19 protein-coding genes are annotated in these 16713 nt (G+C 67.7%); 4 read left to right on the top strand and 15 right to left on the bottom strand.

Annotated features, from left to right (window positions below; genetic code table 11):
• Positions 1-66: 66 nt before the first annotated feature.
• The 13 genes from ACSZL9_RS00330 to hisI form a co-directional block, all read right to left on the bottom strand.
• Positions 67-774, bottom strand: coding sequence for an SDR family NAD(P)-dependent oxidoreductase (locus ACSZL9_RS00330; RefSeq protein WP_446663466.1), 708 nt, complete (start codon positions 772-774; stop codon positions 67-69).
• Entirely contained in the window at positions 767-1450 is a 684-nt protein-coding gene (locus ACSZL9_RS00325; protein ID WP_446663465.1) for an IspD/TarI family cytidylyltransferase, read from the bottom strand. The genes ACSZL9_RS00330 and ACSZL9_RS00325 overlap by 8 nt, the downstream gene beginning before the upstream one ends.
• 34 nt (positions 1451-1484) lie before the next feature.
• Positions 1485-3173, bottom strand: coding sequence for a CDP-glycerol glycerophosphotransferase family protein (locus ACSZL9_RS00320; RefSeq protein ID WP_446663464.1), 1689 nt, complete (start codon positions 3171-3173; stop codon positions 1485-1487).
• Positions 3170-3994 (bottom strand): CDP-alcohol phosphatidyltransferase family protein, encoded by an 825-nt coding sequence (locus tag ACSZL9_RS00315; RefSeq protein ID WP_446663463.1) that lies wholly within the window; start codon positions 3992-3994, stop codon positions 3170-3172. Before ACSZL9_RS00315 ends, ACSZL9_RS00320 begins: the two co-directional genes overlap by 4 nt.
• The gene (locus ACSZL9_RS00310; protein ID WP_446665087.1) at positions 3994-4908 is read right to left on the bottom strand and encodes a glycosyltransferase family 2 protein; all 915 of its coding nucleotides are present in this window, start codon (positions 4906-4908) and stop codon (positions 3994-3996) included. Before ACSZL9_RS00310 ends, ACSZL9_RS00315 begins: the two co-directional genes overlap by 1 nt.
• Positions 4909-5017: 109 nt before the next feature.
• Positions 5018-6010 carry a prolipoprotein diacylglyceryl transferase gene (gene lgt / locus ACSZL9_RS00305; protein WP_446663462.1) on the bottom strand — a complete coding sequence of 331 codons (993 nt, stop codon included), beginning with the start codon at positions 6008-6010 and terminating at the stop codon, positions 5018-5020.
• A 91-nt stretch (positions 6011-6101) separates the two neighbouring features.
• A complete protein-coding gene (gene trpA, locus ACSZL9_RS00300; protein ID WP_446663461.1) occupies positions 6102-6914 on the bottom strand; it encodes a tryptophan synthase subunit alpha in 813 nt (270 codons plus the stop codon).
• Entirely contained in the window at positions 6911-8140 is a 1230-nt protein-coding gene (gene trpB, locus ACSZL9_RS00295) for a tryptophan synthase subunit beta (RefSeq protein ID WP_446663460.1), read from the bottom strand. Before trpB ends, trpA begins: the two co-directional genes overlap by 4 nt.
• Positions 8137-8925 (bottom strand): indole-3-glycerol phosphate synthase TrpC, encoded by a 789-nt coding sequence (gene trpC / locus ACSZL9_RS00290; RefSeq protein ID WP_446663459.1) that lies wholly within the window; start codon positions 8923-8925, stop codon positions 8137-8139. Before trpC ends, trpB begins: the two co-directional genes overlap by 4 nt.
• Complete coding sequence (locus ACSZL9_RS00285) at positions 8926-9192, bottom strand: HGxxPAAW family protein (protein WP_446663458.1); 267 nt, start codon at positions 9190-9192, stop codon at positions 8926-8928. It abuts the gene before it with no gap.
• A 98-nt stretch (positions 9193-9290) separates the two neighbouring features.
• Positions 9291-9887 (bottom strand): Trp biosynthesis-associated membrane protein, encoded by a 597-nt coding sequence (locus tag ACSZL9_RS00280; protein ID WP_446663457.1) that lies wholly within the window; start codon positions 9885-9887, stop codon positions 9291-9293.
• Complete coding sequence (locus ACSZL9_RS00275) at positions 9884-11431, bottom strand: anthranilate synthase component I (protein WP_446663456.1); 1548 nt, start codon at positions 11429-11431, stop codon at positions 9884-9886. Before ACSZL9_RS00275 ends, ACSZL9_RS00280 begins: the two co-directional genes overlap by 4 nt.
• Positions 11428-11790 (bottom strand): phosphoribosyl-AMP cyclohydrolase, encoded by a 363-nt coding sequence (gene hisI, locus ACSZL9_RS00270; RefSeq protein WP_446663455.1) that lies wholly within the window; start codon positions 11788-11790, stop codon positions 11428-11430. The genes ACSZL9_RS00275 and hisI overlap by 4 nt, the downstream gene beginning before the upstream one ends.
• 176 nt (positions 11791-11966) lie before the next feature.
• Here hisI and ACSZL9_RS00265 point away from each other — a divergent pair, with 176 nt between their 5' ends.
• Complete coding sequence (locus ACSZL9_RS00265) at positions 11967-12611, top strand: TIGR03085 family metal-binding protein (protein ID WP_446663454.1); 645 nt, start codon at positions 11967-11969, stop codon at positions 12609-12611.
• Positions 12612-12724: 113 nt separating this feature from the next.
• Here the strand turns inward: ACSZL9_RS00265 and ACSZL9_RS00260 are convergent, their stop codons facing one another.
• A complete protein-coding gene (locus ACSZL9_RS00260; RefSeq protein WP_446663453.1) occupies positions 12725-13189 on the bottom strand; it encodes a GNAT family N-acetyltransferase in 465 nt (154 codons plus the stop codon).
• Positions 13190-13279: 90 nt separating this feature from the next.
• Positions 13280-14035, bottom strand: coding sequence for an imidazole glycerol phosphate synthase subunit HisF (gene hisF, locus ACSZL9_RS00255; protein ID WP_446663452.1), 756 nt, complete (start codon positions 14033-14035; stop codon positions 13280-13282).
• A 268-nt stretch (positions 14036-14303) separates the two neighbouring features.
• Here hisF and ectA point away from each other — a divergent pair, with 268 nt between their 5' ends.
• From ectA to ACSZL9_RS00240, 3 genes are all read left to right on the top strand, one after another.
• Entirely contained in the window at positions 14304-14870 is a 567-nt protein-coding gene (ectA, locus tag ACSZL9_RS00250) for a diaminobutyrate acetyltransferase (protein ID WP_446663451.1), read from the top strand.
• Positions 14871-14969: 99 nt separating this feature from the next.
• Positions 14970-16232, top strand: coding sequence for a diaminobutyrate--2-oxoglutarate transaminase (gene ectB, locus ACSZL9_RS00245; RefSeq protein ID WP_446663450.1), 1263 nt, complete (start codon positions 14970-14972; stop codon positions 16230-16232).
• 55 nt (positions 16233-16287) lie between these two features.
• The gene (locus tag ACSZL9_RS00240; protein WP_446663449.1) at positions 16288-16680 is read left to right on the top strand and encodes an ectoine synthase; all 393 of its coding nucleotides are present in this window, start codon (positions 16288-16290) and stop codon (positions 16678-16680) included.
• The last annotated feature ends 33 nt before the right edge of the window (positions 16681-16713 follow it).

The raw sequence follows: 16713 nt of genomic DNA, 5'->3' as shown, positions 1-16713 counted from the left end.
CCCGCTTCGCGCGGGCGGCCTCTTCTCGGTCATCGGCTCTGGAGAACCGTCAGGACCGAGTTGTCGTCACAACCGAACCACGAGGTTCTCGCTGTCGACGTAGCGGCCGACCGGGCTGGTGAGCATCCGGATGGCGTCGGCGACGTCCTCCGGCTGCATGATCGTGGTGGGGTCCTCGTCCGGCGCCAGCTTGCGCCGCAGCGCGGTCGCACACCGTCCGGGCGAGATCGTGATGACACGGGTGCCGTAGATCGCCAGCTCCTCCTTGAGGACCTGGCTCATCGCGATGATCGCGGCCTTCGAGCTGGAGTAGGTCAGCCAGCCGGACCGACCGGTGATGCCGGCGGTCGAGGCGATGTTGACGATGTACTCGAAGGTGTTGCCCAGGTGCAGCAGCCGCTGCACGATCAGGAACGGTGCGTAGAGGTTGACCCCGATGGTCCGCTCGAAGTCGGCGAAGTCGATCTCGTGGATCGGGTCCGGCGCGGTGTAACCGGCGTTGTTGACCAGGATCTCGATGTTCTCGTGCTTCTCGATGATCTTCGGCATCAACGCCGCGATCGCCTCGCGGTCGTTGAGGTCGATCTCGTAGCACGTGACGGTCTTGCCGTAGGGGTTGTCGGCCAGCAGCTCCCGCTCCGCCTCGGCGAAGTCGTCGGACTTGCGGGCCAACAGCACGAAGTCGGTGACGTCGTTGTCCTCGCGGAAGAATCGCTCGGCAGTGGCCAGGCCGATGCCCTTGGACGCGCCACTGATCAGAATGGACTTACTCATCCTCGTCATCACCTGCCAGCAGGTAGCCCGCGAGGCGGACGTCGGTCTTGGTCGTCACCTTGAAGTTCCGGTCGCTGCCCGGGATGTAGTAGACGTCGGCGCCGGCAACCGCACACAGCGTCGCGTCCTCGGTGAAGACGACGTTCTCCTTCAGTGCGTAGGCGTGCCCCGCCTCGAGCGTCGTCTTGCGGAACTTCTGCGGCAGCTGCACGTTCCGCAGCCGCGCACGCTCCAGGGAGCCGGTGACCTGCTGGGTGTCGGGATCGACCGGAGCCACCGTGAACGGGATCTCCAGCATGAAGCTGACGTTGTCGTTCTCAGCGGCGATGAGTGCCTCGAACTCCGCCTTGGTGACCAGCGGGCGGGCCGTCTCGTGCAGGATGACGTGCTCGTTGTCGCAGTGCTCGAGCATCTTCTGCACCGACGAGTGGCGGGTGTCACCGCCCTCGACATACTTGATCGGGGTCTTGATGGCGTAGTCGGCGACCAGCTTGCGCATGGTGTCTTCCCAGCCGGCGGGGTAGTTGAGGATGATCTGGTCGATCTCCGGGATGTCGTCGACCGCGATCAACGGGTAGATCATCGCGGGGATGTGATTGACCCGAATGAGCTGCTTGGGCTGACCAGCCGCAACTCGAGTGCCTACACCGCCGTTCAGAAGAGCGAGCGTATACATGCCGTGCACCTTAACCTTTCGTTCAGTCGTTGGTTCATGAAGCAGTCGACGACGCACCACGGATGGCATCCGTGGCCGCGTCGACGAAGGTCGCCACCTCGTCGGAGTGGTCGCCCAGGTAGTAGGTCCGCAGCTGCGCGCGGGTCGCGGCCAGCGGGTCGTCATCGAGCATGGTGTCGAGCATTGTGCCGAGCGACGCGTCCAGGTCGCCGGTCACGTCGAGCAGGTATGCCGCCCTGAGGACCGGGTATGCCTCGGGATCGGCCGGCTGCCCCTCCCCCGTCGTCGCCAGGTCCACGACTGCCAACGGCTTGCCCGAGTGCAGGTAGTCGGACGCGACACTGGAGACGTCCGTGATCAGCGCGTCGGACATGTTGAACGAGTCCGAGATGCTGCCGTGCTGCATCCGCTCGCTGGTCAGGTGTGGAGTCTGCGCGGTCGCCGCGGCGGTGAGCAACTGATCGATGCGGGCGATCGCCGCCGCGGACGCCTTCTCCTTGTAGGACAACGGATGCGGCCGGAAGAGCACCCGGAGGTCGCGGGCCAGCAGGTGCCGGACGATCGTCTCGCCATACGCCAATGAGCTGAAGGTCATGTCCTTGACGCCGCCCCGCCAGGTCGGCGCGTAGAGCACCGTGCGGTGCCGCGGACACGGGTCGGTGTTGTGCTCCAGGACGTCGGCCACCTGTGGCCGGCCGACCAGCCGGAACTTCTCGGCCGGCACGAGCACGTCGTGCCGGGCGAAGCGATCGACACCGGCCTGACCCGCGACGAAGATCCGGTCGAACATGCCGATCATCGGGTGGTAGCTGGACGGTTTGTCGGAGTCACCGTGGTTGAGATGGACGTGGGTCCGGTCCAGGAAACGCACACCGTCCACGCACAAGGCGTCGGTGTTGACGTAGAACAGCGCGCGGACGCTGGGGACCATGACGTCGTCGAGGCCGCCCAGCCGCTGGCACGCCACCACCGGTCGATCGGTCAACGCGGCGGCACGACCGAGCAGTTGCGGGTCGCGAGCGAGCACGGCATAGGGCAGCCCGAGACGCTCGAGGTAGGGCAGCCACATCCGGACCTGGTAGTCACCCGCGACGGGGCCGCTGAAGTAGACGTAGAACGCAGGTGCGTAATCGTGCAGTGCCCTGGTGACTGCAGCGTTCACGGTCTTGACCCGTCGTGCGTGGACCGCCGATCGCAGCTGCAACACGCTGCGGACCAGGATGCCGACGACGACCAGCAGGAAGATGGCGTCGGCCGGCCCGGGCGGGTCGATGAACGACCGCACCAAGAGCCACACAGCGAACAGCAGTGAACACAACTGGACGACGGGCGCCATCGGCCCGAGGGTCTGCGGGCGCGGATCGTCGGGCAGTCCGGGCAACTGTGTCGCCCGGACTCGCGGCACCAGCCGCCGGTCCAGCGGCTCGTCGATGAGGCCGGCGCAGAGGACTGCTGCCGCCGCGATGACCAGCCACAAGGTGTCGTCGTCGTGCACGAGGAACGCGACGAAGGTCGCGATGAAGCCAACCAAGGCCATCACACTGAGGGCGGGCCCGGGGCGGAGGCGGGCCACCCACATCACACCGGCGGTCAGCAGGATGGAGAGCACCGCGACGACCGGCTCCGGCGCGGACAGCGCGGCAACGACGAGGACCAGCGCGGTCAGCGCGGTCAGCGCGACGATGGCCAGCACCGAGCGGCCGAGTCTGCGGGCCGTGCTCATTGCGGGTTCCTCACCCGCTCGGACGCCATGATCGAGACGAAGTGGCCGAGCACCACGAGCCACACCACCGGTGCCAGCACCCAGACGGTCACCCGGAAGACGTCGACGGTGTCGCCTGCGATGAGGCCGACGACGCTCAGCAGGAGGGCCAGCAGACCGAGTTCGACCGAGTGGAAGATGCGGTGGAACGGCAGGAACCGGGCAGCGCTGCGGAGTATGCCGATCAGGCCGCGCCGCGGGACCGCCTTCGCCTCATTGGTGTCGGGCAGCCGCTCGACGCCGCTGAACGCCCGTGCCACGTGGACGAAGTCGTTCAGTGCCTTGTTGAGCATGATCCCACCCATCAGGATCGCCCCGAGACAGGCGTACTTCCAGCTGTCGAGCGTGCTGGTCTGCCCACCGAAGACACCGGCGGCGCGCAGACCGAACGCCAGACCGACGAAACCTTCGGTGGTGTAGTGCGCGACCTTGTCGAGGAAGACGCCCGCCGGGCTGAATTTCTGCCGCCAGCGCGCGAGCTCGCCGTCGATGCAGTCGAGGTACATCTGCAGTTGCCCGAAGAAGACCGCCAACAGCGCGCCGAGGATGCCGGGGATCAGCAGGGACAGTCCGATGCACCAGCCGGACAGGATCATCGCCCCGGTGACGCCGTTGGGCGTGATCCGTGTCGGCACCAGTTGCCGGGTCACGTAGAGCGACCAGTGCCGCAGGTATTCGCCGGACCAGTGCTCGGCGTTCTGCCGTCCGCGCACCGACACCGGCTGCGCACGCTCGCGCAGCTCGTCGATGCTGGGCTTGTCAGTGGGTTTGTTCGTGCTCATCAAATGACCGGCCAACGTCCGTTGCGGGCCATGCGCCATACGGCGGACCACGGCAGCTTGCGGTGTTGTTCGCCGGGCGCCCAGGGCTGGCTGGTCCAGCCCTCGCGCCAGCCGGCGAACCAGGGTCGCAGGCTCTCACGCACGTTTCGGGAGCGGACGAGTTGCACCGCGGTCCACGACCCGACATACCCCCAGCTGACCGGCCAGGGCAGGTTGCGCCGGGCGAGCCAGACGCGGTTGCGGGCGTTCTTGGTGAAGTAGTCGTCGTGTCGGCGTGGGTCGATCACCGGGTGCCCGGCGCGCAGGTGGCCCAGGTAGACCGTGCGGCTGCCGGCACCCCAGACCCGCCAGGCGAGCTCGATGCCTTCGTGCGCATAGAAGAACGGTGCCGGCCAGCCGAGCGTCTGCTCGAACACCTCACGGCGTATGGCGACGGCCATCTCGACGACGGAGAAGACGTTGGAGGAGCGGTAGGGGCTGCCCTTGCGCAGGCGTGGGATCCACCGCGTGGGCAAATCGCCGACTTCGGGGTCCTCGATGCGTGGCTGGATCATCCCGATCGTGGGGTCGGCGCGGAACTCCGCTGCGCACTTGGCCAGGAAGTCGTCGTCCAGCAGCCACGCGTCGTCGTCCAGGAAGAAGAGCAGGTCGCCGCTGACGTGATCGACCCCGGCGTTGCGGCCGGCCGGGATGCCGACGTTCTCCGGCAGCGGCAGCGACTTGACGTTCGGCGGCAGGTCGACCGGCTCCCAGCCGTTGCCGACGACGACGATGTCGAGACGAACACCGGTCTGCCGCAGCAGCGACTCCAGCCCTCGCCGTAGCTCCGGCGGGCGGGTCCCCTGGGTCAGCACCACCACCCCGAATGCCGGAGTGTCGGCGTCAGACGAGACAGGCTCGACCGCGAGTTCGATCGTCGTACTCCTTCGCTTCACCCCCGGGACTGGCCGGATTCACCCCCTGGTGCCCGGCTGATCCTATGACACCGCCGCAGTGTTCGCGCAGTTGCGCCGCGCCGTGCGGTCAGTCGTCGGTCCGGGCGGTCCGCTCGCCCGGCCGGGTCGTCGCCGGTGGTGACCCGTCGTCGGTCTGATCATCATCGCGGACCTGTTCATCATCGCCCGGTTGGTCGTCAACCTCGGACTTCTCGCCGGCAGCACTGACGTGTGCGGACTCACGGGCGCCGTCGGGGTGCCGACGCCAGCACGCGATCAGTCCGATCAGCCCACCGATGAAGACCAGCACGCAGACCCAGACATTTACCCGCTGGCCGAGGATGTGGTTGGCCGGGTCATCACGCATCCACTCCATCCAGATCCGACCGACCGGATAGAGAGTGACGTAGAGGAAGAACGATTTGCCGCGACCGAGCAGGTAACGCCGGTCCAGCCACACCACGATCAGGGCGATCAGTAGCAGGAAGAACGACTCGTAGAGGAAGGTCGGCTGGAAGTATCCGGCCACGATCGGGTGCCCGGCCGAGTCCTTGACCGCGTGGCCCGCGCTCTCGTCCCACTGGTAGACCTTCAACCGCCACGGCAGGTCGGTGGCACGCCCGTGCAATTCATTGTTGAAGTAGTTTCCCCACCGGCCGATGGCATGGGCGAGCGCGACGCCGGGGGCACCAGAGTCGGCGAAGTCCAGGAACCGCACGTTGTGCCGGCGGCAGCCGATGTAGGCGCCCAGCGCTCCGAAGGCGACCGCGCCCCAGATCCCGAGGCCTCCGTGCCAGATCGCGAAGGCGTCCCAGGGGTTGCCGTGCTCACCGAAGTAGGGCTGCGGTGAGGTGATGACGTTGTAGATCCGACCGCCGACGATGCCGAACGGCACCGCCCACCACGCGATGTTGAGCGCGTCCTCACGCTCGTATCCGCGGTCCTCCATGCGGCGGCCGGCGATCCAGATCGCGAGGACGATGCCGGTGAGGATGCACAACGCGTACATCCGGATCGGGAACGGACCCAGCCAGAAGACTCCGACCGTCGGGCTCGGGAAGTATGACGCCTCGGCGCTCACAGCGTCGCCCTCTGACGCCGGGTCACGCGATGGGCGTTGGGACGGCCATCGGGATCAGCACTGGGTCCGGTCGGTCGCTCGCTGCGCCCACTCACTCGCGAACCCCGCCGACCAGCGACTCGGCCTTGGCAGCGAGCGCGGACAGGCCCCGCTGCCGGTCGTCGGCGTCGACCAGGGTGGCGACGAGTGCGGAGCCGACGATCACGCCGTCGGCATACTGTGCGACTTCGCGCGCCTGCTCGGCCGTGGAGACCCCCAGTCCGACGCAGGTGGGTATGTCGCTCACGGCGCGCACCCGTCGCACGAGCTCCGCCGCTGCACTGCCGACCGAGGACCGGGCACCGGTGACGCCCATCAGCGACGCCGCGTAGACGAAGCCACGGCTTGCTGCTGTCGTGGACACCAGCCGCTCAGGTGTCGAGCTGGGTGCCACCAGGAAGACGCGGTCGAGTGCGTGACGTTCGCTGGCCTCGATCCAGTCGGCCGCCTCGTCCGGCACGAGGTCGGGCGTGATCAGCCCGGAGCCGCCGGCCGAGGCCAGGTCACGGGCGAAAGTGTCCACGCCGTAACGCAATACGGGGTTCCAGTAGGTCATCACTTCGCACGCGGCGCCCGCCTCGACGACGGCCTCAGCCGCGCGGAAGACGTCGCGCACATGCACGCCGGCGGCAAGTGCCCCGGTCGCGGCGGTCTGGATGACGGGCCCGTCCATCAGCGGGTCGGTGTAGGGCAGCCCGATCTCCACGATGTCGATCCCGGCCCGGACCATGGTGACCATGGCCTCGATCGAGGTGTCGACGTCCGGGTAACCGACCGGCAGGTAGCCAATGAGCGCCGCACGCCCCTCGGCCTTGGTCCCCGCGAGCACTGCGGAGACACCGCTGGAGTGCTGTGTGGTCGTCATACGTCGGTGTCCTTCTGATCGTCGTTCTGATCGAGCAGGCCGAACCACTGCGCCGCGGTGTGCACGTCCTTGTCACCGCGCCCGGACAGATTGACCAGCAGCAGCGCCTCCGGACCCAACTCGCAGCCGAGCTTCATCGCGCCGGCGAGCGCGTGCGCACTCTCGATGGCCGGCAGGATGCCTTCGGACCGGGAGAGCGCTTGGAAAGCCTCCATGGCCTCGGTGTCGGTGACCGGTCGGTATTCGGCACGACCGATGTCGCGCAGGTAGGAGTGCTCCGGGCCGACGCTGGGATAGTCCAATCCCGCTGACACCGAATGGGATTCGATGGTCTGGCCTTCTTCGTCCTGCAGCACGTAGGTGTAGGCGCCGTGCAGCACACCCGGGCTGGCCTGTCCGCTGAAGCGGGAGGCGTGCCGGCCGGAGTCGGGTCCGTCTCCGCCGCCCTCGAGACCGATCAGCCGGACGTCTGCGTCGTCGATGAAGCGGTGGAAGATGCCCATCGCGTTGGACCCGCCGCCGACACAGGCGAGCACCGCGTCGGGCAGTCGGCCGTAGGTGTCGAGCATCTGAGCGCGCGCCTCGACACCGATCACGCGGTGGAAGTCACGGACCATCTCCGGGAACGGGTACGGGCCGGTCACGGTGCCCAGCACATAGTGGGTGTGCGCCACGTTGGCGACCCAATCGCGGAACGCCTCGTTGACGGCGTCCTTCAGGGTGCGCGAGCCGTGGTCGACCGGGACGACCTCGGCGCCGAGCAACTGCATGCGGGCGACGTTGAGCGCTTGGCGCTCGGTGTCGACGCGGCCCATGTAGACGGTGCAGTCCAGCCCCATCAGCGCAGCCGCGGTCGCGGTCGCGACACCGTGCTGTCCGGCGCCGGTCTCGGCGATGACGCGGGTCTTGCCCATCCGCTTGGTCAGCAGCGCCTGGCCGAGCACGTTGTTGATCTTGTGCGACCCGGTGTGGTTGAGGTCCTCGCGCTTGAGCACCACGCGCGCTCCCCCGCAGTGCTCGTCGCCGAAGCGGCGCACCGGGGTGATGATGCTGGGCCGTCCGGTGTAGCTGCGCTGCAGCTCGGCGAGCTCGCCGACGAACGACGGGTCGGCCATCGCCTTGCCGCGGCACTCGTCGAGCTCTTCGAGTGCGGCGACGAGCGCCTCGGGGACGTATCGCCCGCCGTAGTCACCGAAGCGGCCGAGTCGGGTGGTGGTGTCGGTCATCGGGTGATCCCCCTCATCGTGCGGACCGCGGCCTGCGGGTCGCCGCCGGTGACCAGTGCCTCGCCGACCAGCACCGCATCGGCGCCGGCCGCGACATAGTCGGCGACGTCCTGCGGGCCGCGGATGCCGGACTCGGCCACCCGCACTCGGTCGGCCGGCACGCGTGGCGCGAGCCGTGCGAAGACGTCACGGTCGACGTTGAGTGTCTTGAGGTTGCGGGCGTTGACACCGATCAGCTGGGCGTCGGTCGCGAGCGCCCGGTCGATCTCGGCCTCGTCGTGGGTCTCGACCAGCGCGGTCATGCCGAGGTCGGTGGCGTGCTGGAAGAGGTCGCGCAGCTGGGCGTCGTCGAGTGCCGCGACGATCAGCAGGATGATGTCCGCGCCGTGTGCGCGCGCCTCGTCGATCTGATAGCCGTCGACCATGAAGTCCTTGCGCAGCAACGGGATCCGCACCTTTGCGCGGACTGCGTCGAGGTCGTCCAGCGAGCCGCCGAAGCGGCGCGGCTCGGTCAGCACCGAGATCGCGGTCGCGTCACCCTGCTCGTATGCCGCGGCGAGCTCGGCCGGGTCCGGGATGGTCGCCAGGTCGCCCTTGCTCGGGCTGCGGCGCTTGACCTCGGAGATGACCTTGACCGGCCCGTCGGCGCGGAAGGCCGCGAGTGCATCCAGGGCCGGCGCAGTCTCCTGCGCCTGCCGGGCGATCTGTGCTGCGCTGATGTGGCGACGCCGATCCTCGAGGTCCTCGCGAACCCCGAGGATGATGTCGTCGAGGACCGTCGCCACCTAGGACGCCTGCTGTGCGTCGAGGCGGGCCTGCTCCTCGGGGGTGAGCGGCGGAGCGTGCAGCTTGTGGTGGTTGCCGAAGCCCATCTTGCCCAGGATCTTGCCGACCAGGACGGCGACGACCGCGATGGCGCCACCGATGTAGTAGAGGGGGTGCAGGCCCCACGCCACACCGATCGCCACGCAGATCGCGGCGACGAGCAGCATGGCTACGGTGGTCCAAGCCGCGACGCTGTGCCCGTGGTCCTCGAGGTGTTCTTCGGCCATCAGCCGCCGCTCCTTAGATGTGTCCTTGATCGAGAGTTAGCGAATCCGCCTGCAGGACAAGATATGTCCGCTCGCAGGCGCGACGTCGTGCTGTCCCGTCAATCGGTCCGGTGTCGTTCCTCGATTGTGTCAGACCCGTCCGGACGGTCCGTCGGGTCCTCGCCGTCGGTCAGCATGTCCCAATCCGAACGCGCGGTGACCTTGGGGCCGGTGGGGGCGTCATACCGACTGGACAGGCCGCTCCAGCGGCGGGCACCGAGGATCGCCAGGACCCCGGTGAGCATCAGCAGAACCGCTCCGAGCAACGCCACCCACGGCCAGATCGTCAGGTCGGCCGACACCTTGCGGTCGCCGGTGTGCCCGGTCATCGTGGTGGCGACGTCGGCGAGGGTCGTGACCGGGTCACGCACCACGACGATCACCGCGACGGCGGCGACCACACCCGCCACGAGTGTGATGACGGCGGCGATCCAACGCGGCACCCGGCCGGTCGTCAGCGTCGCGAGCACCGCTGCAGCACCGACGAGCGCCGCGGCCAGCAGTGCCGGTGCGGCCGTGCCGCCGGATGCGTCGGTCTGCGCACCCCGCAGGACGGCATCGGTGACCGTGCCACTGACCCAGGTGCGGGTGTTTGCCGCAACCATCAGGATCACCGCGATCGCGCCGACGATGATCACGCTGCGCTTGCTGGTCATCCGATGGCTCGCATCCCGCAAGCGACCTCGACCGCGCGTAGCGCGGCGGCGGCCTTGGTGCGTGTCTCCTGGTATTCGGACTCCGGCACCGAGTCGGCGACGATGCCGGCACCCGCCTGCACGTAGGCGACGTTGTCATGCAGCACCGCGGTGCGTATGGCGATCGCCATGTCCAGGTCACCGGCGAAGTCGAAGTAGCCGACGACCCCGCCATACACTCCGCGACGGATGCCTTCGAGCCGCTCGATGATCTGCATGGCTCGCGGTTTCGGGGCACCGCTGAGCGTGCCTGCGGGGAAGGTCGCCACCAGCGCGTCGTAGGCGGACCGGCCGTCGCTCAGCTCACCGACGACGGTCGACTCCAGGTGCATGATGTGGCTGTATCGCCGGATCTGCATGAACTCGACCGTGTCGACCGTCCCGGCATCACAGACCTTCTGCAGGTCGTTGCGCGACAGGTCCACGAGCATCAGGTGCTCCGCCCGCTCCTTGGGGTCGGCGAGGAGCTCGTCGGCGAGTGCTTCGTCCTGCTCGGGGTCCTTGCCGCGCGGCCGTGACCCAGCGATCGGACGGGTGATGATCTGCTCCCCCGTGACCTTCACCAGCGCCTCCGGGCTCGAGCCGACGACGTCGTATGTCGAACCGTCAGGGTGCGGCAGGCGCAGCAGATACATGTAGGGGCTGGGGTTGCCCACCCGCAGCGCGCGGTAGACGTCGAGCGCGTCGGCGGCACACGGCACCGAAAACCGTTGGGACACAACGATTTGGAAGGCTTCGCCGGACTTGATGTCTTCCTTCGCCAGCTCGACCATGTCGTGATATTGCTCGCGGGTGTGCGTGCTGGCGGGCTCCAGTTGCACCGGCTCGGGCACCGAGACCGTGCTCGGTGCGTCCACCGCCAGCGCTTCCTGCATGGCGTCCAACCGGTCGATCGCATCGGACCATGCCTGCTCGGCACGTTCGTCGGTGTTGTCGTGGTTGATGGCGTTGGCGATCAGCAGCACGCTGCCGTCGGAGTGGTCCAGCACCGCCAGGTCCGTGGCGAGCACCATGCCGATCTCCGGAGTGTGCAGCTGGTCCTGGGCGGAGTCGGGCAGTCGCTCCCAGTGCCGGACGGCGTCATACGTGACGGCACCGACCAGCCCGCCGGTGAGCGGCGGGAGCCCCGGGATGGGTGGTGTCGCGAGGATCTCCAACGTGTCGCGCAGGACGTCGGTCGGGGTGCCGTCGGTCGGGACGCCCACCGGCGGGGTGCCGAGCCAGAGTGCGTGCCCGTCCTGCTCGGTCAGCGTGGCTCGGCTGTCGGCGCCGACGATCGAGTAGCGCGACCACACGCCGCCGTGCTCGGCGGACTCCAGTAGGAAGGTGCCCGGCCGGTCGTCTGCGAGTTTGCGGTAGATGCCCAGCGGTGTCTCGCCGTCGGCGAGCAGTCGCCGCACAACAGGTATGACGCGCCGACCGTCGCCGGCCAGCTCCAGGAACTGCGGCAGGCTCGGCCAGGTGATGCCCCAGTCCAACTCGGCGTGCGGACCCTCGGCGGTCATGCGGTCACCGCGCCGAGGTCGGTGAAGAAGCAGGTGCGTGCACCGGTGTGACACGCGGCGCCGACCTGGTCGACCCGCACCAGGAGAGCGTCGCCGTCGCAGTCGAGCGCGACCGACTTCACGTGCTGAACGTGCCCGGACGTGTCGCCCTTGCGCCAGTATTCGCCGCGGCTGCGCGACCAGAAGGTCACCCGCCCGGAGGTCAGGGTGCGATGCAGCGCTTCGTCGTCCATCCAGCCGACCATCAGCACTTCGCCGGTGTCGTGCTGCTGGATGACGGCAGCCACCAGGCCGGCCGGGTCGTGCTTGAGCCGGGCGGCGATGTCAGGGTCGAGAGCGGAAGAACTCACGGGGGCCATTCTGCCCGCACCCGGTTCGGGATCCTCAAGGTGGCCGAGTAGCTCGCGAGGCACGGGCAAGCACACCCAAGGTGGCCGAGTAGCTCGTGAGGAACGAGCGAGCGTATCGAGGCCCCGCCTGCAGCCCACGGCGACCGTGTGACGTGCATCGCACCGCCGTGCGTCATGCTTGACGTATGCCGAAATTCGCCCAGGCCGAGCGCGCCGCGTTGTGCGACACATTCGTCGATGTCGGACCCGATGCCCCCACCCTCTGCGGAGACTGGACCACCCGCGACCTCGCGGCACACCTGGTGGTGCGGGAGGGTCGGCCGGATGCCGCGGCGGGCATGTTCGTGCCGCTGCTGGCACGCCGACTGGAGACCGTGCAGCGCAAGATCGCCGACTCACCCTGGGACCAACTCGTCGACAAGGTGCGCTCGGGACCACCCAGGCTCGGCCCGTTCGGCGTGCCGGGTGTCGACGAGAAGGCGAACCTGTCGGAGTTCTTCATTCACCACGAGGACGTGCTGCGCGCCGGTGAGCACTCCGACGCCCGGCGCGAGTTGCCGGACGACGAGCAGACCGCACTCTGGAAGATCCTGCCGCGGATCGGCCGGATGACGATGCGCAACGTGCGCACCGGTGTGGTCGCCGACTGCCCCGGCTACGGCCGACGCAGCCTGCGCAGCCCCAAGGACGATCACGGCAGCGTCGTGCTCACCGGCTCACCCGGCGAGGTGCTGCTCTACGTGTTTGGACGTGCAGCGGTCACCGACGTGCAACTGGACGGCTCGGACGCCGACATCGAGGCGTTCCGCGCGACGACGCTGGGATTCTGACGAGGTGGCCGAGGAGCCTGTGAGGCACGAGCAGGCGTCTCGAGGTCTCGAAGTCTCGAGCGTTGGCGGATCAATGACCAGCAGCAGGTGCGCCCGAGCGCACGTCCTGCCGGTCATCGACCTCCCGAGCCCGGTGACACTTCGCGTGTCATCACCAGCTCCCAGCGGTCGTCACGTCCCGGCTGCCGCTCGCCGGTGAGCCGGAAACCGTTGCGCTGATAGGCCCGTATGCCGCGCGGGTTGTCCTCCATCACCAGCAGCGTGACCCGTGCGGCGCCGTGCCGACCCGCCTCCTGCAGGCACGCATCGAGCAGTACATCGACGACGCCGGTCCCGCGTGCGGCCGGATGCAGCCACATACCCATCACGCACCAGCCGACCTCGAATTCATATGCTCCGGCGATGCCGACATCGGTGCCGTTCCGGACGGCCAGGAAGGTCGCCGGGCGGTCAGCCCGTTGTCGCCATTCGGCTGGTCCGAAGGCCACCTCCCGCTCGTATGTCGAACCGAACATTTCCGGGGAGTCCTGCAACGCTGCGAGGCGCACCGCCCGATACCGCTCCCAGATCTCCGGCACGACACGCTCGACCTCGCAGGCACCTGGGGATCTCGATACGTCTCCTCCGCTGTGCTCCCCCGACACTCGATCACCTTCGGCCACGTCTGCTCATCGCACCTCGTGGCCGGCGTCGCGCAGGGCAGTCTTGACCTCGCCGATGGTCAGCTCGCCGAAGTGGAAGACCGACGCCGCGAGCACCGCGTCCGCACCTGCCTCGACGGCGTGCACGAAGTGCTGTGCGTGCCCGGCTCCGCCGCTGGCGATGATCGGCACGTCCACCTCGGCGCGCACCGCACGGATCAGCTCGAGGTCGAATCCGTCCTTGGTGCCGTCGGCGTCCATCGAGTTGAGCAGGATCTCGCCGACGCCGAGTTCGGCTGCGCGAGAGCACCATTCGAGCGCGTCGAAGTCAGTGGACTTCTTGCCACCGTGGGTGGTGACCTCGAAGTGACCGCGTTGTGAACGACGCACGTCTGCCGACAGCACCAGCACCTGCGAGCCGAATCGCTCGGCGATCTCCGCAATGACTTCGGGCCGGGCGATGGCGCCGGTGTTGATGCCCACCTTGTCGGCGCCGGCACGCAGCAACCGGTCGACGTCCTCGACCGTGCGCACGCCGCCACCCACGGTGAGCGGGATGAACACCTGCTCCGCTGTCCGGCCGACGACGTCGTATGTCGTCTCCCGGCCACTCGAGCTGGCGGTGACGTCCAGGAAGGTCAGTTCGTCGGCGCCCTGTCCGTCATACCGCTCGGCGAGTTCGACCGGGTCGCCCGCATCGCGTAGGTTCTCGAAATTGACGCCTTTGACCACCCGCCCGGCATCAACATCCAGGCAGGGAATGACACGCACGGCAACCGTCATGGCAGCCAAGGTTAACGGTCCGCGCCGCCCACGACGGGGGTGGCCGGGGCGAGAGTGTGGACCCCCGAGCGCCAGATCGAAAATACCCAGCGATGGATCATCTCGAATATTGAGACGGACTTTGGAGGGGTCGTTCGCGCCCTCCGAGAAAACGATCTATCCACGGCAGGTCGCGGAAATAGCGCTCCCGCAACGTGATTCGTTTCGGCCGCCATCTGCCGATCTCAGGTTGACTTTGCTCCGCCAGAGCCTAACGTCGAGTCCAGTCATGCCGATACAAACTGAAGTACCGACCAGACCACTGCCCACCACGACGCACGCTGCACGCTCCTCCCGAGCGTCCGATGCACGATCGAGCGACCAACATTCGTTGGTCATCCGCAAGCCACGCCCGTCCGAGGGTGCGGAGATGTGGACCGTCGCTCGCGACGGCGGCGAGCTCGACCTGAACTCGTCATACGCATATCTGATGATGGCTCGAGATTTCGCCGACACCTGCCGAGTTGCGGTGTGCGACAACGAAATCGTCGGTTATGTGCTCGGTTACACTCCGCCGGAGCGACCCAGCAACCTGTTCGTGTGGCAGGTCGCCGTGCGCGATGACCAGCGGGGCCGCGGAGTCGCCGCGTTGATGCTGGACCATCTCGTCACCACCGGCGAGCTCGACGCGCTCGAAGCCACTGTCGAGGAGACCAACGCCGCGTCTCGCGCACTCTTCGCAAGCATCGCCCGCAAGCACCAGGCCGAGTTGACCTGGTCCGAGGGCATCCCGGAAGCGCACTTCCCCGACGGTCACGCCGGAGAGCCTCAGTTGCGCATTGAACCTCTGCGCTGAGCGCGACCGCGCACAGCCCCCCCGCCGCGACGACCACTCGCGACGACCGTGCCGGGTCATCCCCTGTGCACGTTGCCGATTCGACCTAAGGACAGCCTCATGACCGTGACAGCCGACATGACCACTCTTGAGTCCGGCGTCCGGAGCTATTCCCGGACGTGGCCCACCACGTTCCAGCGTGCGAAGGGCAGTTTCGTCTACACCCCGGAGGGCGAGCCCTACCTCGACTTCTTCACCGGTGCGGGCGTCATGAGCTACGGCCACAACAACCCGGTGCTCAAGGAAGCCCTGATCAAGTACCTCACCGAGGACAACATCGTTCACTCGCTGGACATGTTGACCACAGCCCGCGAGGACTTCCTGACGACCTTCACCGAGCAGATCCTGCGCCCGCGCGGCCTGGACCACACCGTGATGTTCCCCGGGCCCGGCGGGGCCAACGCCGTCGAGGCGGCACTGAAGCTGGCTCGCAAGATCACCGGTCGCGAGTCGATCGTCAACTTCACCAACGCTTTCCACGGTATGACGCTCGGCGCTCTCGCCGTCACCGGCAACTCGCTGAAGCGCGGCGGCGCCGGCATACCGCTCGTGCACGCAACGCCGATGCCCTACGACGACTACTTCGACGGCGACGTCCCGGACTTCGTCTACTTCGAGCGGATGCTGTCCGACAGCGGCTCGGGCCTGAACAAGCCCGCCGCCGTGATCGTCGAGACCGTGCAGGGTGAGGGTGGCGTCAACGCCGCTCGCCTGGAGTGGCTGCGTGAGCTGTCCGAGGTCTGCCAGAAGCACGAGATCCTGCTCATCGTCGACGACATCCAGGTCGGCTGCGGCCGCACCGGCGGGTTCTTCAGCTTCGAGGAAGCCGGCATCGTGCCGGACATCATCTGCCTGTCGAAGGCCATCAGCGGCTACGGCCTCCCGCTGGCGCTGACCCTGCTGCGTCCCGAGCTGGACGTGTGGGAGCCGGGCGAGCACAACGGCACCTTCCGCGGCTTCGCGCCGGCCTTCGTCACCGCTGCCGAGACGATCCGCACCTACTGGTCGGACAAGGAGCTCGAGGAGTCCACGATCACCAAGGGCGCCTTCGTCGAGGCCACGCTCAACAGCATCGTGGCCAAGCGCCCCGAGGGTGAGTTGACCGCCAAGGGTCGCGGCCTGATCCGTGGCCTGGAGTTCGCCGACCCGGAGAAGGCCGCCGAGACCTGCCGCAACGCATTCGAGGCGGGGCTGCTGGTCGAGACTTCCGGCCCGCGCGACGAGGTCATCAAGCTCCTGCCGCCGCTGACGATCAGCGAGGACGAGCTGGCAGACGGCCTGGCCAAGCTGCGCACCGCGGCGACCGACGCCCTGGGCGACTGACCCGACCCGGCGTCCACCCGCGTCCACACATACTTCGAAAGGAACCCACCGAACAATGCTCGTACGATCCCTGGACGACGTCACCGACACCGATGACGACATCAAGACCGACAACTGGCGCAGCAAGCGAATCGTGTTGGCACGTGAGGGCGTTGGCTTCTCCGTGCACGAGACGACGCTGTATGCCGGGACCGTGAACGACTTCTGGTACGCCAACCACATCGAGGCCGTCTTCATCGTCGAGGGCGAAGGCGAGATCGTCGACAAGGCGACCGGTGAGCGTCACGAGTTGCGTCCGGGCTCCCTCTACTTGCTCAACGACCACGACAAGCACCAGGTGCTGCCGCGGACCGAGATGCGCACCGTGTGCGTGTTCAACCCGCCGGTGACGGGCCGAGAGGTTCACGACGAGAACGGCGTGTACCCGCTGGTCCTCGAAGACGCCTGACCACAAGCCCCCGACACCCCTGCGCACCTGTGC

This window comes from Flexivirga sp. B27, from assembly GCF_052905685.1.
This window is presented reverse-complemented; position numbering and strand designations above follow the sequence as displayed.